A 23,322-nucleotide genomic window follows, 5' to 3' on the forward strand; every position below is an offset into this window, starting at 1 on the left:
TTTGTTATTAAGAAATCTTTAACAAACATGTCGAATTATTCTAAACAAACTAATTGGGGACAGTTTATCCCATTAGTCACTGTATTTTTTTTCTGGGGATTTGTTGCAGCAAGTAATGATATTTTGATCCCAGTTTTCCAAAAAGCTTTTAATTTAAGTCAAACCGAAAGTATGCTGGTGCAGATCTGTTTTTATGTCGCCTATACTGTCGGTTCTTTAATTTATATGGTTATTTCTAAAGGTCTTAAGCAAGACCTGGTTAACAGAATCGGATACAAAAATGGATTAATTGCCGGGCTTCTTATTTCTGCCGCTGGAACCCTATTATTTTATCCAGCAGCCAATTTGGGATCGTTCCCACTGATGATATCAGGTTTGTTTATTGTTGGATTAGGTTTTTCTTTACAACAAATCGTAGCCAACCCATTGGCAATTGAGGTAGGACCTACTGAAACCGGATCACAAAGGTTAACAATGGCAGGAGGAATCAATAACCTGGGAACTACAATTGGACCACTGATTGTTTCTTTTGCTATTTTCGGATCTGCCGCTGCTGCCAATACAGAAGCAAGCATAGAAAGTGTAAAAACGCCTTATTTAATATTAGGGGTGGCCTTTGTTTTAGTTGCAATCATGCTTAAATTCTCCTCTCTTCCAGCAGTTACTCCAACCAATTTAGAAGACACAGATGACGCTGTTCCGGGAGAACATAGAAAATCAGCTTTTCAATACCCACAGCTGGTACTTGGGATGATCGCTATTTTTGTATATGTAGGTGTAGAAGTTTCCACAGCGAGTAACTTACCTGCTTATATGGAGAAAAATTTAGGTTTTGCGACAAAAGATGTAGCTCCTTACATCTCTTTATACTGGGCTTCCCTAATGATTGGGCGTTGGACTGGAGCTGTTGAAGCTTTTGATCTGAGTGCCGGATTTAAAAAGATTTTACGATTTCTAGCTCCTTATTTAGCTTTTGGTGTATTTTTACTAGTAAATGCAATCGCAAAGCACGATCTTAATCATTTTTATGTTTATGCATTTATCATCATAGCAATGATCATCTGTGACATCATGAGTAAGGGAAATCCAGCCAGAATGCTTCTTATATTTTCCTGTGCAGGAATCACAGCCTTATTAATAGGAATGTTTACTACAGGAATGGTTTCAGTATATGCCTTCACAAGCGTAGGACTATTCTGTTCAACACTCTGGCCTTGTATTTTCGCTTTGGCTATCAATGGTCTTGGCAAGCATACAAACCAAGGTTCCGGATACCTGATCATGATGATTATGGGAGGAGGAATAGTTAGTTTTATCCAAGGATATGTAGCTGACCTCACCTCTATTCATTTCAGTTATATTGTGGGTGTAATTTGCTTTGCTTATTTGGCATTCTATGCAATCCGTGTAAGTGGAATCTTAAGATCTCAGGGAATTGATCTTGATAAAATTTCAAAAGGTAGTGGACACTAAAAATATACATACATATAAGAAAAAAAGATTTTGGGCAGGTATATTACTTGCCCAATTCTTTTTGTTTTTTGCGTTTTCAAAATCACAATTATTCATTTCTGCTTTTGAAAAGTTTTTTGAACTACAAAAGGTATTTCATCAGATTATATTCTCATGGATCCCTTTCTCATTTGGAGATGTTTTATACGTCCTACTGGGCATTGTCTGTCTATACCTTATTTTCCAGCTTTTCAATAGGAAAAAGAGAAATAGTTCCTTACTAAAATTTTTAGTACTGATTAATCTATTTTATTTTTCTTATCAAGTTTCATGGGGAATGCTGTATTTTCAGACCCCGATAATTAAAAAATTAAGAAATCAGGAAAGACCCAATATAGAAAAAGCCAGAAGGCTGGCTTTGATATATCTTGAAAAATGTAAATCTACCCGACAACTTGTGTCCGAGGATAAAAACGGAATCTTTGTGATCCGTAATTTAAAAATCATTCAAAAAGAAATTCTTTCGCAGCAATTAATGCTTCCCCAGTACATTTCAGATAAAAAAGTAACGGCAGTAAATTCAATCAAACCGAGTTTATTCAAGGATATAATGAATTTCACAGGCATCCTAGGGTACTATAATCCATTTACTGCAGAAGCACAATACAATTCCAAGCTTCCCTCTTCGTTTATTCCATTTACTCTAGCCCATGAAACTTCCCATCAATTAGGATTCGCAAGAGAGCAAGAAGCCAACTTTGTTGGATATCTGGTGGGTATCAACTCTAAAAATTCAGATTTGCGATACAGCACTGAATATTTTACATTAAAAAGTCTTTTAAGGTTTATTGCAGAAGAAGACCCTGCGTTTGCAAAAGCAGTAATAAAAAATTATTCTTCTGGGATGAAAAGGGATCGCTTATATGAAAAGAGCTTTATTTTAAAACATCAGGGATGGCTTGATGCCTTCTTTGGTTTTACGAATAATTTATTTTTACAAAGCAATCAACAGGAAGGCTCTGTAACCTACTCCTATTTCATTGATTTACTGCTGAATTATGAACAATAAAAAAGAATCGTATCAGGCGATACGATTCTAAAAACACAAATGATGAAAAAAAATTTATTACCTTGACTTGTTCCCTCATTCAAGGCGATGTAAAAGTACAACAATATTTATAAAAACAAAAACATTTTTATTTATTTGTAAAACTTTATGAAAACTTTATGATTTTTTAAGTTTATTTGAGTTTACACCAAATATATGTTTTCTGTAGTAAATTTTACTTTTCAATAAAAAAAAATATCAATTACTGAATTATAACTAAAAAAAATCATCAAATAAGACAATAAAACAAAATTTAAAATTTATCACTTTTATATAAATAACTCTACTTTTCGATAGTTGGAATTTCTATATAACTATCATTATACCATTCAATATTCAATGGTTCTGTAGCATCATCAATTGTTTCTTCACTTACATCCTTTCCAGTACCATAATTGACCTGATATGCTGAATTCTTGTTTACTCCTAAAATTACAACCAATTTACTTCCTTTAGGTATTTTTTTACTAACAAACATCGAATTTACGACCGGAATGGTTTCAATTTTTCCAGGCTCAAGAAGACGTCTTTTTTCTCTGTTTTCAGCGTAGCTGGCCCTTCCAAGAAAGTCGGATAAAAAGAATATTTTATTATCTGGCTTTATCTGGATTAAGGATATTGTAATATCCATATCTTTTTTATTCAGAGCCGCTTTTATCTGTGCATTAAATGCACCACTAATAATAAGATCTTTATCCAATACCTCTGTCTGATAAACAAGAGAATTATTTATCTTTATACTATCACTTTTTCCTACTTTAAAATATACATCTTTATCGTCTCTATTTTTAAAATCAACTGTTTGTTTTGTTGAATTCAATACACCAGGTTTATCTTTAGTCAAAACCAATTGTTCATTTTCTTTTTTTGTGAAATAAAGCTTTAGTTTACTATTATGCGATTTTTCTAAGGCAGGTACATGGAGCCACTCATTAGTGTCCATTATTTGAATATTTATCTTGTCTTTTAAAAGTTCAGGTTTCATCCCGTCTTTCAGAATATAATCAAACCAAGAGAAAGCGAGATCGCTTATATTGATTCTGGCCACAGGATCTACTTTATATCCTCTTAATATATTTACACCATAACTTTGAGCTCCTCCATGATCGTAAGGCCCCATTACAACATAGTGATTGGCATTTTTATTATATTTAAGATGTTCCCGGAAATAGTACATCGCTCCAAGCTGATCGTCATCATAAAACCCCGTTGTGGTAAGAACAGGAATATTAATTTTTGAAAAATCTTCTTTGTAAGGGACCATATCTTTCCAAAATTTATCGTAGCTTGGATGGTCCAGCCATCTTTGAAAAATTTTATCTCTTATACCTTTTACAGAATTAAGAGCTCTAAAGGACTTTCCGCTTTTATACCAAGCTGTATTAATAGAATCCCATTTTGCAAAATTCCGGAAATCAGATTCATCTGTTAATTTGTTGTTAGTGACATATGCTATCCATTGCAGCATATAGCTCATAAATACATTATTAGTCATCGGATAATCAATTCCAATTCCTACGGAAACCTGAGGTACAATTGTTTTTAGCGCTGGATGTAGTTTTTTCACGGCTCCCCACTGACTGAAGCCTAAGTAACTACCACCAATCATCCCAACTTTTCCGTTACACCACGGCTGTTTACTGATCCAGTCGACTACATCATAAAGATCATGCGATTCATGCTCGAAAGGCTCTATTTCATCCGGACTATTTCTCTTCCCACGCGTATTTACAACCACTCCGACATAATCGTATGCTACAGCTCTTTTTCCAACAGCATAATCATATTTTCCGGCATAGATATTATTGGTAAGAATAACCGGCAAAGGTTTTTCATTCCCTTTCCTACGCATAATTGTTATTTCAACATTGCCCCCACCGCTTGTTTTTAAATTAAATGACTCAATCGTATATCTTTCTTTATCTTTTAAAATTAAAAGGTCTGTCACTTTAGATTGAATTTGAGAAGAAACCCTTAGATCCAGGTAACTCATAGCAAGCCCCAATGCTGCCGCATTCGCAATACTATCATTCTTCAGTGCCATCAAGCCTTTTTTCAATTTTGTTCTCTGTAATGGAATATCTTCACTAAAGATTTCAGCCACCCGGAATGAATATTTTTCAGGAAGCTCAGCATATTTAATATTAAAAGCTTTTTCCAGTGCTTTTGGAAAAACCGTTCTTTCATTTTTTTCAATATCTTTAGCTAAAGCATATATTTCATAGTTAACAAATCTGATACAGGCATATTTACTGTTTGCAAAAACATTTCTGTATTTCCCAATAGTTGTAACGGCGTTTTTAAAACGACCTGCTAAAATTTCCAATTTCAGTTGCTTTTCCAAAGAATCTAATCCTTTAGATTTTTCATATTTCCCAACTGACTTGGCAGCAAAATCTGAAATATTTTTTTCGAGAATTAAGGAATCATTTGCAGCCTTTGCTGAAAAGTATATTTTTTGTGCTGACATGGTATTGATAAAGAACAATACGATAATTACCAGTTTTATTTTCATTTTAATAATATTTATAATATTTGTGATCTTTGATAGAAATAAATTAGTAAAGCCTCTTATCACAAAAATAAGAATAATTCATAACCCGAAGATTAATCTTTCAAAAGATCAATCTAAACACCTGGCTTTCAAAACGCTTTAACTAACATTCGACCGTAATCAACAAAGATTACTAATTTGGTCTATTTGTAAAAAGAATACTTTTATAATATCTGTGTAAATAATCATATATAATCATTTCAAATATTCTTTGATCGGAAGCAAAAAGTCTATTAATGTTCATATGGAATATACTTTGAAAAAAACTTTGCCCCTTAAACTCTACGGATTGATTAATATTGTCAAATACTTGGCTACTGTTAGTAATACTATAAACAATCCTATTTCTTATTGTTCTATAATTATCTGAAAGAAAGTAGTCAATTAATCTAGGCTTAATTTCTCTGTATTTTTTATCCAGCTGGCTATTGAGGCTTTTATCAGAATTAAATTCTTTCTTAAATGCATAATTATAGTCTTTAAGCCAACTAAGTTTTTCCTCAACAGAAAGATGAAGCATATCCAATGTTTTATGAATATGAAAAAGACTTAATAAAATTTTCTCTTCATCATCCATATATAAACAATCCAAAACTAAACTACTATTGAAAGAGAATAAGGTTTCTGCGTCTTCAATAGTATGTTCACCGTACCTTTCAATCTCCCTACTATAAGTATCAATGAGAATATTAGAGATTTCTCCACTCACCGTATAATCCTCTAGACTTTTGTTTATTTTTTTTAAAATTTCATCATAGCCTCCAGCACTATTTAATTTAAATCTAACCCGGATATGTGATTGAGGATCATGATATCTGATAAAAAACCATTTTGAAATGATATTGCTTTGTAGAAGATAATCAGCCAAAGGCTTGATTGCTTCTTCTAAAATATAATCTGCTGTTTTTATTCCGGTATAGATTTTAAAGTATATCCATTCATTACCAGGAGTAAAATTTCTTATAGTTTCAGTTTCCATCTATTGATTCCTATAAAGAGGAAATATAAACTGATGACTAAAATCATCAGCATCATATAAAAACTCCTCAATGAATATTGATTTTCTGCTTTTTATTGTTTGTACAAAAAGCTTGGCCATTTCGTAATTATCCAGGTTTAAAGTCAAAGTATTGTCTGACTTAACCCACCGTATCCAGTTAGGAATTTTTCGAATTTCTCTCCACTCTTTTAAGCTCTGTAAAAACAATTCTTCATCACTAATTAACTGGCTCACGTCAATTATATGCTCATCCGTAATACGCCATTGGGCCTTAGAGAGAATGCTATTCTTGTACTCTACTCTTGGAAGGAAATAATAGATTTTTTTTAAATCCCCCCAATTGAAATATATTCCAACTCTACGATCCTGGGCATTAAGATCGGATAAAAAATGATAAACAGGTAAAGAATGAGCAGAATAATTATGTGCATTGCTCAGATAAGGCATAACTTCTTTATTTAATTTTTTAGAACGCAAGACAATCCTATTATTCTTAAAAGAAATATATAAATCATCAATAAAAATCTGATTCTCTATAGGTAAAGTGGATTGTGCCAGATAAGGAATTTCATATTCTCGTAAAGATGGTCTTCTAATCACATTTCCTATCCTTGCTTCTGGCAAATGAATAATCTCTGCATGAATAACATTCTTATTTAATTCTGATTCTTTTTTAGCAATTGCTTTCGTTAAATTTTTTATATCCGATTTTTCTGAACAAAACCTGCCCAGCAAGTTAGCTGCACTTGCACCTCCGCTACTGGATATGTATAATTTTTCCTGATCTTCAGCAACTATTATTTCAGCCATGAAGGAGATAGTGTCTGGTAAATCTCCCCAATTTTCATCAAAGCCCTCGAAATCTTGATCGGAAAGCTTAATCGCATAACTATTTGTTAGTATGCTTTCCTGAACTTTTTTGTTTAAAATAACCTGAACAGGGTTGAACTTGGCATTCAACTCTGACTTCCTTTTTTCTTCAGGAATTACCAGATCATCTAAATAAGGATGCACTCCTTTGGCACTGGCATTTTGCAAATACCCTATACCAATTTCTGTATCCAGAGCATATAATAATGGAATCTCCTCACTTTCAAATCTATTATAAAATGCTTTTTTAAACCTATCAAAATTAGTATCATTATTTTTCAAAGAGATCTTATTTAGAAAACTGATTGTTTCTTTAAGTTCTTTTTTCCAAAAGACCGGCAATGCAAATTGATCTGAAAAATACATGTCAGTCTGAAAAAGATATTTGTTTTCGTATTCTATTCCAAAACTTTTGATCAGGTTTTCAATCTCACTATAAACGCCAATGTGATTTCCAAAACAATCATCTAAGCCACTCAACTTATCTTTAATAGATGTCAAAACCCCAATTTCAACTTTTGCCCCAATTTTATCAAGTACAGAAATTAGTTCATCTAAAAAATCATTCCCGGAAACATTAGGATCTATTTCACTTATTAAAACCTGGTTTTCAATAAGTTCTTCAACAAAACCGATAGCCTCTGTTATGGTTATATCCTCTTCAATTAGTATTTCTGCAATTTCAATAATTGTTCGTCCTTCCTTTACGTAATATAATACTTTCTTAAGTTCGTCAGAAAGTGGGGCCGATGATATTATATAATCTCTTTTTCCATTATGAAACTCGTATTCAATAAAGCGAATTTTATTTCCAATTATATGAATACTGTTGTTAGGAAAGAATAAAAGCTTACTTTTAATTTCTGGCACGTTAGCTAAATAATCAGCTAATGCAACCAAAAAAAGCATATCCAAATTAGTTTGACGAATTTTCCTTCCTCCATCATGCTTTTTAACAGTATGTTTAAATTCGCCCAATCCTATACCTGAAAACAACCCGAATGGCGTACATCGTGTACTCATACGACCATAATATTTTATTATAGTGCTTTTCAGTTTATCTTGTTTTTTAGGTGCAAGCTTTTTTCCTGAATCCAGCCATTGAATAATTTCTTCGTAAAGATTTGGAGATGCTAGATAAATAGATTCCTGAAAAGAAGGTCGTTTACAAATTTCCATCAAATCTTCATCATTAAAAAACTTCTTATCTGACTTTTCTAGAAATTCTTTATTTGAATAGTGAGGTATGCGGACCACATATTGGTCAAAAAATGAATAGGGAAATTGTGGCATTTATTTTTTTGTATCTTCTACAGGTTGATAGTCTGGATGACCTAGCTGCCAAAAAGCGAAAGCATAAATTAGCGAATTTCTTTCATGAATTTTATATGCCGGATCTTCTACACCGTGTCCAGAATCCATATTAACCTTCAGTAATGTAGGATTATTAGGCTTCTTATATGCACTTAGTTTTGCAGCAAACTTAACTGATTGCCAAGGCGCAACCCTTGTATCATTCATTCCGGTAATTAATAAAGTGGCAGGGTACTCAACATTCTTTTTAATATGATGATATGAATCCATCTCTAAAAGACTTTTAAAACCTTCCGGATCATCTATATTTCCAAATTCATCAGCATCAGTACCTCCTATACCATTCAGTTTACCCCTTAAAGTATTCAGAGATCCAACCTCAATAATAGCAGCTTTAAATAAATCCGGTCTTTCTGTAATTGCCCTTCCCATTAAAATACCACCTCCACTTTGTCCCCAAACAGCTATTTTATCAGGAGAAGTATATTTTTGATTGATCATATATTCTGTACATGATATCAAATCTTTCCAGGAATTCGCTTTTTTAATTTTCCGTCCATCGAGGTGCCACTTTTCACCTTTTTCTCCTCCTCCTCTGACATGTGCTATAGCCATTATACCTCCTTGATTAGCCCAAATTAAATAACTTCTTGCAAAAAAAGGGCGATAAGATTCACCATAGGCTCCATAACCATAAATAAGCATTGGAGACTTACCATCTTTCTTTAAAGCTTTATTATAAATAATAGATAAAGGAATATCTTCACCATCATAAGATTTTGCTGTAATTTCTTCTACTACAATATCCTTAAATTCAGGATAATCTATGATCGGAACTAAATTTTCCAGTATAAATTTATCATCTTTCAACTCATACTTATACCGTTGCTCATCATTTGCCCATCCTGAACAATTGATCCATATATCTGAAAATTTTTGGCCTTTCGCCTGTAGATTTATATTTCCACTTACATAGGGAAGCTTTATAAGCTTTTGTTGACCTTTTCTATAAAGGTATAATTTAGCTTCTACTCCATTTTTTGTTGTGGTATAATAAATTCCATCTTTTGTAATTACATAACTTTTAAATACTTCATCTTTATATTCCGGAACTAAAACTTCAGGATTTCTAAAATTTGGATTTTGTGCACTTGTTTTACACAGTTTAAAATTGGAAGAATTATAACCTGAAAGAAAATAAATATCATTCCCCGCCAATCTTACATAAAAAACTTTATCATCTTTTTTATACAGGCTTTTCCAGTTCTTTTTATTTTTGAAAAAATCGTCTTTATTAATAATAAATGTATCCCTATAGTCTTCCGCATCTACTACCATTCCAATATAATATTGATCATCCGGATTAAATGCTAAAATTCCGGGATACTTTTCTGCTGCTATATTTAATTCAGAATTATTTTTTTTAGAAAACACATCTCTTCTTTGATTAGGATCTTCTCCTAGTTTGTGTAAGACTACCTGAGTATTTTTTGCGAATAATTGAGATTTAGGATCAATTACAGGATAATATACATAAAAAAAGCCTGAATTATCATCCAGCCATTTAACACCTGCAATGGATGATGGATTTGCATGAGTAATAATTTCCGGGTGGATCGTTCTATCTTTTACTTCCAGTATTATTATTTCGGATATCTCCTTACCCTTTTCTGATAATGAAATTGCTACTCTGCTACCATCCCAGCTCGGACTTATTAGATTGATTTTAAATTCGTTATCCTTCCCGCTGCTTTTTGATGAGGATATAAAATTAATTGGATCATATAATAGCTCCTCTTTGCCATCATACCCATTTCTACAATAAAGTTTAGCTATTTTTTCATCACCATTTCTTTTTAAGTAGAAATATTTATTATTTTCTATAATTTTCAGTTCTGAAATAAAATAGCCTTGTCTTTTTTCAAGCTCAAGTCTTTTATTCAGATAATAATTATTCCTTGGGATTTTATCTAGGATAAGATCTGTATAGTCATTTTGGATATTAATCCATCTTTTTGTGTCAGGATCAGTTAAATTTTCTAAATTTCTATATTCATCTACTATTTTAGCCCCAAAATAACTGTCTGTAACAGGGATTGATGGGGCTAATGGTGTTTGTGAATATAAAAAATTATTTAAAATAGAAATAACCAAAAATATTCTAAACTTCATTCTTTATTAAATTATTAGGCAGTTGCATGTATTGTCTCAACTGGCTTGCTTGTATTATTCGGATCATGGCATCCTCCTTCTTCCGTATTTTCAAATCCTATTACAGTGTTCTTAGATCCTCCACCAACAATTTTGCTCAAATTGTTAATTTTCACCATCTGAATTTTTTCCAAAGATAATTTTTTCTTTTTTTCCATTTTTTTTAAAATTTAAGTTCTATAATTAAGAGTTGCAAATAAAGTAATTTTTTTTAATTGCACATCTATAAATACATATAAATTTATAAATCTAATTTAATAAAAACACAAATAAATAACTGACAAACAAACATTTGAACACAAACAGAATAACTCATTATTTGTCGATATAATTTATTAAAAAAATTATAATTTTGCATCCAGTTATTTGTGGAACAATGAGATCAGCATATTTATTATTATTCATATTAGTATTTAACCTTTCACCTTCAAAAGGTAAGATAAATGATACATTAAAAATATATTCATATTCCCAATTAAAAGAAAAATTCTATGATTATGTGGGTAACGATAAAATTAGTAATGCTAATGTAATTTCAAAATATTATTTGCAAAAAGCAAAAGACGAGAAAAATACTACTGAAATAACTGAAGGCTATGTTCTGAGGCATTTTAATTTAGACCTTCAAAATGCTCTAAAATATATAGATAGCATATCGATCTATAAAAAAGATCTTGATCAAAAAATATATCCTGCACGAATTTACTTATTACGTGGTAATCTTTACTTAAGACACGATAACTTAAAACTAGCATTTGAAAATTATATGCTAGGTCTAAAATATGCGAAAGAAAAAAATAATGAAAGGCAGATAGCTATTGCAAATATTAGCGTTGCTTACCTAAATAATTATATTGGAAAACATGCAGAAGCTGCAAAAATTTTAAGATTCTACCTGTATCATGGAAATTACTTCAATGAAGCTGAGCAGGGTAGAATCCATTATAATTTAGCTGACACCTATATTGAGATTAATAAAATGGATTCTGCTAAAACATTAATACAAGAAGGTGTTCAAGCAGCACTAAAAAATAAGAATAGTTACAAATATTACCAATATTTATTTTTAGATGGTTTTTATAATTTGAAATTAAACAAATATGATATTGCCATTGAAAAGTTATTAAAATGTAAAGAATTTTTTGCCAAAAATGAAAATGATCTAAATATAAGCTATACATTATTAAATCTGGGAAAAGCCTATGATGGATTGAAAAATAAGGATAAAGCAGCAGAAAACTTTATTGCAATAGACTCTATAGAACAAAAAAGCAACAATACTTTTCCTGAACTTCGTGATATATATACTTACTTGATTGATTATTATAAAGAAAAAAATAATAAAGAAAAACAACTGTACTATATCGAGCGATTCTTAAAGGTTGATAAATTATTAGATTCACAATTTAAATATATTTCGCGAGAATTACCTAGAAGATATGATACTCCTCAATTATTAAAAGAAAAAGAGAATATAATTAATGACCTACAAAACAGAAAAAAAATTCTCTACATCTCAATAAGTATATTATTTATTGGTCTTTTAGTCCTCTTATATCTCTATAAAAAATCTAAAAACTCGGAAAAACGGCATCGAGAAATTGCTCAGAAATTAATTCATTCCATAGAAGAAAAGAATAATGCGTTTACAGAACCAGAGCCTAATGTCATAATTACTGATATCTCTGATAAAAAGATATCATTTAATCAAATTGAATCTAAATCTAAATCAATTCCTGAAGATGTTGTACAGTTTATTTTAAAGGGATTAGAAAATTTCGAGACCAAGCAACAATTTTTGAAAAAGGGAATTACACTTAGTAGTCTGGCAAAAACTTTAAAAACAAATTCTGCCTATTTATCGGATGTTATTAATACATATAAGGAAAAAAATTTCGCATCATACCTTAATGATCTTCGTATTAATTATGCGTTAACAAGATTAGTTCATGATAAAAAGTTTAGATCTTACAAGCTTTCTGTCATTTCAGAGGAATTGGGATATAATAATGAACAAGCATTTTCCATTGCTTTTAAGAAAAAAACAGGAACTACACTTTCCATTTATATTAAAGAGGTAGAAAAATCCCATAATCAGAATTAAACTTCAAAATCCTTAACAAAAGCCTAATTAACAGATACTTAAATAAAATATATTTATAAATCAATGCCTATACATTTATAAATACACATCCTATTCCTTTTTTTTGAGATGTAATGTTCTGTAAGTTTGCTCTGTAATCAAAAACAAAAATTGATTAACAAATAATATTTTTTAATTGTGCGCACAAAGACAAGAATATTACGCTAATAGCAAACACTCCCGGATGTCAGGGATTATATGACAGAATAAATTATTATTAAAAATCAAAATTAAAACAATGAAAAAACAAGTATCATTAGGCAAATTAAGCTTAAACAAGGAAAAAATCGCTCAACTAAGTGCAGAGGGAATGTCAAATGTAAAAGGAGGAAATTTTGGAGGTAGCACATGTGCTGGGTTCACTTGTGGATGGTGTACTTCTACAATGGATTCTTCTACAACAAAACCTCTAGGACCAAAAGATCAAGAAGAAGGATTAGAGCCTCAAGGTTAAGATTAATAAAATTATAAAAGATTATATTTTGGAACTAGCCCCGTGTATACGGGGTTAATTCCTTAATATAATAATATTAATCGCTCATAGATTATATCTGTTATACTGATTTTTAACAACTCAATACGTCACAACACCGAATTACTCTAATTAAGTTCAAATATGCTGTTTGTTGCTCTCTTATTAATAAAACTATTACTCACCACTTTATCATAATTAACTATGAAAACAAAACATATAAATATCAGCAATATTATACACGAGCTGGAACAAGATATAACAGAGAATGTATTTAATACTAATGATAACTCTCTATTCAATGGTAGAGCCGGTGTATTGATTTTATATTATTTATTATATGAGAACACCCAAGATGCTCAATACATTGATAAAATTGGAAATGTAATTACCCAAATTTTTCAAGATATCAATGAAGATAATTATTCTGGTGGCAATTCATTTTGCAATGGTTTGGCAGGAATAGGATATGCCCTGAATCTTTTAAAAAAGAAAAAAATAATTTCAGAAGAATTTGAAGTCGTTTTAAAAGATTTTGACACCATTTTATTGCAAGAAATTGATGTCTGCCTTCACAATAAAAAGTTTGATTTCTTACATGGCGGATTGGGAATATCACTTTGCCTGTTAGAGAGGGCAAGTGAAAATGTCTTATTACAAGAAAAAATTGATAGTTTTTTTTCAAAATATATTTTCATTGTAGAAGAGCAAATAAAAAAAGATAATAGTTTGGAATTCTTTGATGAATCAGGAGATTATACAGCTAAATATAATTTGGGAATGGCTCATGGACTCATTTCAAACTTATGTCTCCTTATAAAATATTCAAACCAGATATCTCATGATGTAAGATCCATAATTAAGGCCATTTCAGATAAGATATTGGAATTTTATAAAAAAGAAAACTCTTGTCAATTTCCAAGTATTATCTATACAAACAGGGAAAGTACATATAACGCTCCATTAGGATGGTGTTACGGAGACAATATTATTGCATTGGGATTATTAAAAAGTGCTGTCTTTCTGGAAGACTCCTATCTCTATTCTATAGCAGAGCAAGTTGCAATTAATGCATTGAAGAGAGACCATGAACGATTCGTTGTTAAAGATGCCATGATCTGCCACGGTACTGCAGGTGTTTCATACATCTACGAAAAATTGTATAAAATTACCTCGAATGAAAAATTAAAGGAATCATCTCAAAAATGGTTTGAAACTACTCTCGATTTTTACTCAGTAGACGAAGAATCTCATGGTTACAGAACCTATGTTGGAGATGATGAATATACAAGTACTATATCATTACTCAATGGAAAAATTGGGATAGCAATTATGCTATTAATGCGAGAAAACAGTAATCTAGATTCAGATTGGGATAATATTTTATTATTAAACTAAGGATATGACTTATACACATTTTAATAAAGCCATCATAAGGACTCCGGCATTGCCTTTATCATTTTTTAAAAAAGTTTTTGAGCCTACTACGGATATCTGGGAAGTCATAAGACAAAATGATCAAATTAGAATAGCAATTCATTATGCTTCGCCAGAGTTATCAGAACAAATAAATCTTTACCTGAACAATAAAATTGCAGATTCTAAAAAGAAAGAAAAACTGGAAAAGTCAGTATTGAAATATTTATCAAGAATGTCTACCAGATCTACCCCTTTCGGTACCTTTTCGGGAATTTCTGTAGTTGAAGAATCTCATCAACAAAATACCCAGCTATGCATTCCCAATGCAAACTCAGATTATAATCATGTCAAAGTTAAATTTGATATGGAATTCTTATATCAATTATCTGACTATGTTGAAAAGCAGGAATATGTTTTTCCATATTTAAAATATAAGCCCAATAACTCATTATACAAACTTGGTAATAAATACAGATATGTAGAGGTTAGCTTAGAACAGGGAGGAAAAAGTTATGATTTATCATCTGTAGAGTATTCTGAAATTATCGAGGAGCTTTTAAAGTTTTCCAGAGAAGGACGCTACATTCATGAGATGATCGATTTTGATTTAATTAAAGACTACTCCTATGAAGAAAGATCATCCTTTATAAAAGAATTAATTGACGCTCAAATCTTCATGTCTGAATTAAAACCTTCTACGACTGGGGAAAGCCATGAAAATATTATTATTTCCACGTTAATGAGAATTGATAGTGAATGTCAAGGAAAAAATACTGAAATTCAGAAGCTAAAGAAAAAAATAGAAGATATTTTGAATAAGGTAGCTACCTTAGATAATCAAAATTTTGAAAATCACACCCAAGAACTGGAAGAGCTATACCAATCTATAAGAAGTATTGGGAATTTATATTTTACAAAAAGTAAATTATTACAAGCTGATTTAATAAAAGAGCCTAATAACTCATCTTTTGATTCTGAAAACATTAAGATTATATACGAGGCAATGGACGCTTTAACCAGACTCAGTTTAAAAGGCAGAGAAAATTCTGAACTAAAAGCCTTTAAAAAGAGTTTTGCTAAGAGATATGAAAACCAATGGGTCCCTGTAGCAGATGCTGTTGATATGGAATATGGTATTGGATATGGAGACAAAAGTGGTACCCATAAAAATTATTTGGTTGATGATTTCCAATACACAGCTAGAAATAGATCACCTCTAACAAAAATTACATGGGACAATAGTTTACACGATTTTTGGAAAGACAAAATACTAGCTGGCTTATCTAATCATTCCAGCGATATAGAGATCACAGAATCTGAACTTAAAAAATTTCCTAAAGATGAAAAATCACTTAATGCAACGTTTTGTGTATCAACATCTCTTGTTAGCAATGAGGAAAACAATAAAAAAATATTCTTAAAATACGCTGGGGGACCTACAGCCAACTTCCTTATTGGAAGATTTTCAACAATAGATGATCAAATCAAAGATCTTTATCATGACATTGTGGACGCCGAGGAAAAAATTCATCATGATAAAATTGTTGCTGAGCTCAACCACCTTCCTCAGGATCGATTAGGAAATGTTATGCACAGGGCAAATTCAAGAAAATATGAAATACCTTATTTAGTAAATTCAAGTGTAGATCAAGAATATCAGATCCCAATTTCAGATTTGGAAATAAAACTTGTTAATGATGAATTTATACTAAGGTCAAAACAAAAGAAAAAAGAAGTCTTACCTTATTTAAGTTGTGCTTTAAATTACAAAGCAAAAGGATTACCAATTTTCACCTTTTTAGCCGAACTTCAGGAACTTCAGGGGACTGGAAGCTATGCATTGGATTTAGGTTTTTTACCCGACTTCTTCGAAAGAATCCCAAGAATAAATTATAAAAACATCATTTTAAGAAAAGCATCCTGGAAAATACCAAAGTCAGTTATTGAGGCCCTGGAAAATACTTCTTCAGATCACGAATTGTTGGAAACATGGGAAAAGTATACAAAAGAAAAAGAAATTCCAGCCTTCTTTAGTATCAGTATGTTTGATAATGAAATGATGATTAATTCACATCATGCTACATCTTTGAAAATATTTATTGAAGAAGCTAAAAAACATTCCGTAATTAATATCCAGGAGTCTATATTGGAAGAATATAAAGCGATCAAAGATACTGACGGAAATGAGTATCATAACGAAATGCTTTACTTTTTCAAAAAACAAATTCCGGCTAAGATAAGTTCTAATGATATTTATTGTTCTGAAAAAGAATTGAGTGCTCAAAGAAATTATATAATTGGAAGTGATTGGACATATTATAATATCTATATGGGATCTAATCAATCTGATAAAGTTTTAACTGATCTAAAGGAAGAACTTGATGTATTAGTAGAAAACAAAAGTATTGACAAGTGGTTTTTTATTAGATATAACGATCCAGACTATCATATAAGATTAAGAATTTTCAGCAATAAACAATCATCAATACCTCATTTAGCTTTAAATAAAGTATTCAATGCTTTATATCAAGATAAACGAATCATAGATATTTCTCAAAATACTTATAAAAGAGAATTAGAAAGGTATGGGGCAAAAACTATCGAGCCTGTTGAAAGTATATTCTTTCACGACAGCATGATGTTGACAGAATTGTTAACAGTAATCACTCATAATTATCAAAATCCTGAAGAGATCAAATGGAAAGCGGGAATTTATATTGTACACAAATATATTGAAGCATTTAATATTTCTTTGGAAGACGCTTGTCAATATACAAGCAATGTTTGTGATTACTTTACTAACGAATTTTCGTTCAGCAGGGAAACAATCGTCCAGCTAGATAAGGATTATAATCAAAAGAGAATCTATTATAAGAATCTTATAGATGAAAAGAAAGTAGAAGATATAGAAGAAGGAGAAATATTGTTTCAAATTATAGATCATTACTTTAGCTTAATAAGAGAAGAAATAATCCTGCATCAGCTTTCTCATGATAAATTAGTAGAAAGTATTATACATATGAGTGTCAATAGGCTTTTTACTAATAAACAAAGATTATACGAGTTTTCATTATACCATATCCTTAAAAGATATTATAATCAAAAGATCAATCAGAATAAAGTAAAAAAGCCGGTTGAGATTTTAGCAAAATAAGGTTTTTAAAGGGAATTACGTCTCTTCTGGTAATACAGCTTAGAAGAATGAATGATGAAATTATCTTTATTTATACAAATACTTTTGAAATGGAAATAAACAAAAATATTATGCTAAGTAGACTTAAAGTGGTTTATATCCTCCTATTTATATGGATTAATAATTCCACTATAAAATCACAGGAATACAAACATACTTCTATAAATATGGAAACAGGGAAAAACCTGAAACAAGTAATAAATGCCTTTGATACAAAAAGTATTATTGGCTTAGGGGAAGGAACACATGGCACTAAAGAATTTAATGATGTTAGAATAGCATTAATAAAGGAACTTGTCAATAAAGGTTATAAAACAATAATTTTTGAAAATGCATTCGGCGATACTTATTTCCTTAATCAGGAATTAAATTCTGAAGTTCCTTTGTCTACTGTGATGCAGAATAATCTTTTATCCATATGGCAAACAGACGAAGTTAAAAAATTCCTTACATGGATTAGACTTTACAATCAAAAACATTCAGATAAAATTACTTTGTATGGAGCTGATTTTAATTATGTATCTAATGCAATTAAAATTCTGCAGCAACAACTTGGATCAAATAATGAAGATATAAATAAGGATCTTTTAAGGCTAAAAGAAATTGGAAATATCCAGGATTCTATCTGGAATAAACAAAATGACAAAAATTTTAAGATTGATATGAATACTCTCATAGAAAATGGGAATGAAGGATATGAACTTACACAAAAAATTGATGCATTTACAAAGCAAAATACAATGAAATCCTCTAAGTCTTCATTAGAATTAGCCCTTGCCAATTGTACCTACGCTTTTTCAACTTTTTATGCAGCAAAGAAGAAGACAGAGGAAAAATCAAGAGATGAATTAATGGCAAATATGATTTCAAAAATTCAGGAAGAAAAAAAGAAAGTCATCATATGGGCACATTCTGCGCACATTTCTTTTCAATTTCCTTATAATGTTACAGATCTAGCTATGGGAGGATACCTAAAGCAACATTACGGTGATAAATATTATGCATTAGGAACTTTAACAGCTAAGGGAACTTATAGTGCAACACTTGATAGAATTGACACAAAAAACAATAGTTTTAAATCCTATACCCTTAACCCTATCGTAGAGAAATCATGGGAATATTATTTCTCCCAAAACAAAGACACTATGTTCTTCATCGATTTACATCAAAACTCTAATCTGAAGAAGCTGCTGAAAATGAAGTTTATTGGTTATGGTCCTGAAAGGGAAGACTCCTATACTAAAGACATTAATATTAGTGACTTCTTTGATGGCATTATTTTTATCAAAAACACATCCGCAGCTGTACATACCCTTTAAAATATGTCACCTTGCAAAAATTCGGCAAATCTCAATTTTAGCATATATAAATGATTAACAATAATTTACTAAATCTCTATTAACACATAACAAGCAACGAAATTTAAAAATCAGTCTTAAGTCACCTATAAAGGAAGAAATATTTGTTTTATTAAAACATCTTTGTATTTTAGATAAAAAAATTAACATGACCTTAGATAAACTAATCAACTACTTAAAACTTGATAAGCAGGAGTTCATTTTCCAGTTCAATTCGCATCCCAATTACCCTTCAGCACTTGCTTTTAGTGATACGCTTAACTTTTTGGGTGTAAAAAACGATGCTTATGAATTGGATAAAGAATATTGGGATGAACTTCCTGAAGAATTTATTGCAATTGTAGATAATTCTTTCTCTTTGGTTAAGAAAACGGGAACTCAATATTCCGTTTATTCTGATAAATCAAAGACATTAAATAAAGATGAACTTCACAAAAATGCGACCAATTTTGTTTTGTTATTTGAGAAAACAGAAAATGCAGAACAAAAAATATCAAATTACAAACCTTTTATATATGCAATTCTTGCCGTAATCCTTTTATATTCCATTCTGAATTTTTCATGGTTTGAAATCCTCTTTAATTTCTTATCATTAGTGGGAGTCTATATTTCACTAGAAATTTTTAATCAAAAATTTGGGAATACATCAGCAGTAATTGGTAGCATTTGTGGTGATACATCAGCAAATCAGATTAAGAATTCTTGTAATAAAATTATTAATGAAGATAAAACAAGTATTCTGGGATTGAAATTTTCTGATTTCTCCTTAATCTATTTTGTTGGAATTACAGTATTGGGATTATTTTTGCCTGCAACAAGTTATGTAATAAAGGGCTTTACCATTGTTTCCCTTATTGCCATTGGTTATTCACTATATGTTCAGGCTTTTGTAGAAAAAACTTTTTGTAGAGTTTGCCTATTAATCATTTCAGTTCTTGTAGCTCAACTTATTTTAACATTATTCTTTTTTGAAAACTCTTATTTCAATGCAAATATTGCCATTTTAAGCATATTATTATGGGGAATTACTTTTTTTGCGGTTTCTTATTTCAATACTTTGCTTACGGATAAGGAATCTCTTCAAAAGTCTAATGCAAAAAATTTAAGATTTAAAAGAAATTATGATCTGTTTAAAAGAGAGCTTTTAGATAAGGAAAAAATTACGTTCAGTGATAACGAAACTTTTTCACTGGGAAATAAAGATGCAAAAATCCATATTTCAGTAGTTTCAAATCCTTATTGTGGTTTTTGCAAGGGAGCACATGAAATTTTAGAAAGTCTTTTAAAAAAATATCCGAATGAAATTTCTGCCCAGATAAGATTCAATTATTTTGCAGAAAAATCCAACGAAAAAGCAACAGGCCTCCTATCAGATTTTATGAATATCTATAAAAACAAGCATGAAAGTGAGTTTTTAAAAATAGTAGAAACCTGGTTTGAAAATAAAGATGAAAAACAAATCAGAGATCTGGCAGGTACTAGTGGCCAGTTTGAGGATCTTAATTCATTAAACGAGATGTCAAAAGAAAATCTAAATGCGGGATTAAGCTTTACTCCTATTTTAATTATTAACGGATTTCAGTTTCCTGACAAATATGATCGTGAGGATATTCATTATTTCATTGATGAATTAATTGAGGATGATGAAATTTAAAATAATTACAATAATTTAACAAATTTCACTAATTTAGGAAAAAAATAACCAACATTATACAAGTCATCACAGTGCTTACACTGATCGAAAACTAATAGCATGAAAAACGTACCACTTTTTTCACATCAGAATCCTAAAAGCATTCAAATAGAATCTTTAATCAGCAGACCATTATCCAACGGAAGACTTGTGTTATATTCTGATTATTGTCCTTCAGAAATTTGCAGGGTAATAATGTCCAAAAGATGTTTACTGATGGACGGCAATTACTAGAAATAATGACAATTAGTATAAAAAATATTAATAAAAAATGTCGTCAAAATATGACGGCATTTTTAAATGATTTTGAATTTTGAAGAAATTTCCTTTTTACAGGCAACCTGACGCTAAAGACTGTGGTCCTACATGTCTTAGAATAGTCAGCAAACATTATGGTAAAAGTATATCGTTACAACAAATCCGCAGCCTTTCTGAAACTACACGTGAAGGAAGTAGTTTATTAGGGCTGAGTGATGCTGCTGAGGATTTAGGATTCCGTTCATTAGGAGTTCAGGTGGACTTTAATACTTTTGTTGAAGAAGTTCCTTTTCCATGTATAGTACATTGGAATAAGAATCACTTTGTCGTAGTCTATAAAGTTGATAAAAATAATAAAGTATATATTTCTGATCCAAGTTACGGACTCATCACCTACAATAAAGACGAGTTTATCAAATTATGGATTGGTGAAAATGCCACTGAAAATACAGAGGAAGGAATTGTTCTTATCCTGGAAACAACTCCAGCTTTCTTTCAAACAGAATTTGATGATCAGGAAAGTAAGGCTAGTTTTTCCTTTCTTTCTAAATATTTATTTAAATATAAGTCTTTGGTTATTCAGCTTGCCGTAGGATTACTGGCAGGAAGTTTATTATCCCTTTTATTCCCTTTTCTTACTCAGAGTATCGTAGATGTGGGAATACAAAACCAGGATCTGCATTTTATTTACCTGGTCTTACTTGCACAAATCATGCTTTTTATAGGAAGGATGGGAATTGAAGTTATTCGAAGCTGGATTTTACTTCACCTTTCTGCAAGAATCAACATCTCTATTATTTCGGATTTCTTTATCAAACTTATGAAACTCCCTATCAGTTTCTTTGATACAAGAATGACAGGAGATATTATGCAGAGAATTAATGACCATCATCGAATTGAGCAGCTTCTGACCAATTCATCACTTAACACGTTATTTTCACTTGTTAACCTAATTATCTTCAGTATAGTATTACTTCTTTATGATTATAGACTGTTTATTGTTTACCTCGTGGGAGCTATCTTATATATCGGATGGATCACATTCTTTTTAGGCAAAAGAAAAGAGCTGGATTATAAAAGATTTTCCCAGGTTTCTCAGGAACAAAGTAAAGTTATCGAACTCATCAATGGAATGCAGGAGATAAAAATGCACAATGCAGAGAAACAGAAACGTTGGGATTGGGAATTCCTTCAGGTTAAGCTGTTTAAAATCAGGATCAAATCTCTTTCTCTAGAGCAATGGCAATCTGTAGGAGGTAACTTTATTAATCAGATGAAGGATATTCTGGTAAGCTTTCTTTCCGCTAAACTGGTTTTAGATGGAAACCTCACGTTAGGGATGATGCTTTCTGTACAGTATATCATAGGCCAGCTTAACAGTCCCCTTTTACAGCTCATTGATTTTATCAAACAAACCCAGGATGCTAAAATTTCCCTTGAAAGACTAGGAGAAATACATGATAAAGAGGACGAAGAGAATAAAGATGAACAATATGTTTCAGACCTTCCTCAAAAGGATATAGACATAGAAAATCTTTCATTCAGGTATATCGGATCGGATTCTTATGTGTTTGAAAATCTTAATCTGAGTATTCCATATCAAAAAACAACTGCAATTGTGGGAGCCAGTGGAAGCGGTAAAACAACTTTGCTCAAACTGTTAATGAAATTTTATGAACCCAATCAGGGAGATATTAAAATTGGTAACACAAAACTAACAAATGTTTCACCCAGATTCTGGAGGGATCATTGTGGTGTTGTTATGCAGGAAGGCTATATCTTCAATGATACCATTGCTAATAATATCGCGATAGGTGAAGATCATATTGATAAAAAGAAGTTACGGAAAGCAGTAGAAATAGCGAATATAAAAGAGTTTATTGAAGAACTTCCGCTAAGCTATAATACCAAAATAGGAAATGAAGGTGTGGGCGTAAGTGGTGGACAAAAGCAAAGGCTCTTCATCGCAAGGGCAGTTTATAAATCCCCGGAATACATTTTCTTTGATGAAGCAACTTCCGCACTGGATGCAAACAATGAAAAAGTAATTATGGAAAATCTTGAACAGTTTTTCAAAGGTAAAACAGCCATTGTCATTGCTCATAGACTCTCCACCGTAAAGCATGCAGATAAGATTATTGTTTTAGATAAAGGAAAGGTAGTGGAAGAAGGAAGCCATACTGAGCTTGTTGCTCTGAAGGGGGAATATTACAGACTCGTAAAAAATCAGCTTGAATTAGGAAATTAATCTGTGTTTTTTATTAACTTCACTACACT

At 31.0% G+C, this 23,322-nt stretch carries 15 protein-coding genes; 10 read left to right on the forward strand and 5 right to left on the reverse strand.

Annotated features, from left to right (window positions below):
• Positions 1 to 27 precede the first annotated feature (27 nt).
• Positions 28 to 1,473 carry an MFS transporter gene (locus AAEU33_RS01915; protein ID WP_345990726.1) on the forward strand — a complete coding sequence of 482 codons (1,446 nt, stop codon included), beginning with the start codon at positions 28 to 30 and terminating at the stop codon, positions 1,471 to 1,473.
• The gene (locus AAEU33_RS01920; protein WP_345990728.1) at positions 1,463 to 2,521 is read left to right on the forward strand and encodes a DUF3810 domain-containing protein; all 1,059 of its coding nucleotides are present in this window, start codon (positions 1,463 to 1,465) and stop codon (positions 2,519 to 2,521) included. Before AAEU33_RS01915 ends, AAEU33_RS01920 begins: the two co-directional genes overlap by 11 nt.
• Positions 2,522 to 2,843: 322 nt before the next feature.
• Here the strand turns inward: AAEU33_RS01920 and AAEU33_RS01925 are convergent, their stop codons facing one another.
• From AAEU33_RS01925 to AAEU33_RS01945, 5 genes are all read right to left on the reverse strand, one after another.
• Entirely contained in the window at positions 2,844 to 5,075 is a 2,232-nt protein-coding gene (locus tag AAEU33_RS01925; protein WP_345990730.1) for a CocE/NonD family hydrolase, read from the reverse strand.
• Positions 5,076 to 5,247: 172 nt separating this feature from the next.
• Positions 5,248 to 6,093 (reverse strand): thiopeptide-type bacteriocin biosynthesis protein, encoded by an 846-nt coding sequence (locus tag AAEU33_RS01930; RefSeq protein ID WP_345990732.1) that lies wholly within the window; start codon positions 6,091 to 6,093, stop codon positions 5,248 to 5,250.
• On the reverse strand, positions 6,094 to 8,277 hold the full coding sequence (locus tag AAEU33_RS01935; RefSeq protein ID WP_345990734.1) for a lantibiotic dehydratase family protein: 2,184 nt from the start codon (positions 8,275 to 8,277) through the stop codon (positions 6,094 to 6,096). It abuts the gene before it with no gap.
• Complete coding sequence (locus AAEU33_RS01940; RefSeq protein WP_345990736.1) at positions 8,278 to 10,470, reverse strand: prolyl oligopeptidase family serine peptidase; 2,193 nt, start codon at positions 10,468 to 10,470, stop codon at positions 8,278 to 8,280.
• A gap of 14 nt (positions 10,471 to 10,484) precedes the next feature.
• On the reverse strand, positions 10,485 to 10,667 hold the full coding sequence (locus AAEU33_RS01945; protein ID WP_172284227.1) for a hypothetical protein: 183 nt from the start codon (positions 10,665 to 10,667) through the stop codon (positions 10,485 to 10,487).
• Positions 10,668 to 10,861: 194 nt separating this feature from the next.
• Here AAEU33_RS01945 and AAEU33_RS01950 point away from each other — a divergent pair, with 194 nt between their 5' ends.
• The 8 genes from AAEU33_RS01950 to AAEU33_RS01985 all read left to right on the forward strand — a co-directional run bounded on the left by AAEU33_RS01950 (position 10,862) and on the right by AAEU33_RS01985 (position 23,293).
• Entirely contained in the window at positions 10,862 to 12,613 is a 1,752-nt protein-coding gene (locus AAEU33_RS01950) for a helix-turn-helix domain-containing protein (protein WP_345990738.1), read from the forward strand.
• Between the two features lie 277 nt (positions 12,614 to 12,890).
• The gene (locus AAEU33_RS01955; RefSeq protein WP_172284231.1) at positions 12,891 to 13,106 is read left to right on the forward strand and encodes a class I lanthipeptide; all 216 of its coding nucleotides are present in this window, start codon (positions 12,891 to 12,893) and stop codon (positions 13,104 to 13,106) included.
• A gap of 222 nt (positions 13,107 to 13,328) precedes the next feature.
• On the forward strand, positions 13,329 to 14,522 hold the full coding sequence (locus AAEU33_RS01960; RefSeq protein ID WP_345990740.1) for a lanthionine synthetase C family protein: 1,194 nt from the start codon (positions 13,329 to 13,331) through the stop codon (positions 14,520 to 14,522).
• A 4-nt stretch (positions 14,523 to 14,526) separates the two neighbouring features.
• On the forward strand, positions 14,527 to 17,697 hold the full coding sequence (locus tag AAEU33_RS01965; protein ID WP_345990742.1) for a lantibiotic dehydratase: 3,171 nt from the start codon (positions 14,527 to 14,529) through the stop codon (positions 17,695 to 17,697).
• 110 nt (positions 17,698 to 17,807) lie between these two features.
• Positions 17,808 to 19,055: an erythromycin esterase family protein gene (locus AAEU33_RS01970; RefSeq protein WP_345990744.1), complete on the forward strand. Its 1,248-nt coding sequence runs from the start codon at positions 17,808 to 17,810 to the stop codon at positions 19,053 to 19,055.
• 187 nt (positions 19,056 to 19,242) lie between these two features.
• Positions 19,243 to 20,748, forward strand: coding sequence for a thioredoxin domain-containing protein (locus AAEU33_RS01975; RefSeq protein WP_345990746.1), 1,506 nt, complete (start codon positions 19,243 to 19,245; stop codon positions 20,746 to 20,748).
• 99 nt (positions 20,749 to 20,847) lie between these two features.
• On the forward strand, positions 20,848 to 21,021 hold the full coding sequence (locus AAEU33_RS01980; RefSeq protein ID WP_345990748.1) for a hypothetical protein: 174 nt from the start codon (positions 20,848 to 20,850) through the stop codon (positions 21,019 to 21,021).
• A gap of 79 nt (positions 21,022 to 21,100) precedes the next feature.
• Entirely contained in the window at positions 21,101 to 23,293 is a 2,193-nt protein-coding gene (locus AAEU33_RS01985) for a peptidase domain-containing ABC transporter (protein ID WP_273650643.1), read from the forward strand.
• Positions 23,294 to 23,322: the final 29 nt, after the last annotated feature.

The sequence above is a fragment of the Chryseobacterium sp. Chry.R1 genome, from assembly GCF_039645525.1.
In the GTDB taxonomy this organism is placed as follows: domain Bacteria; phylum Bacteroidota; class Bacteroidia; order Flavobacteriales; family Weeksellaceae; genus Chryseobacterium; species Chryseobacterium proteolyticum.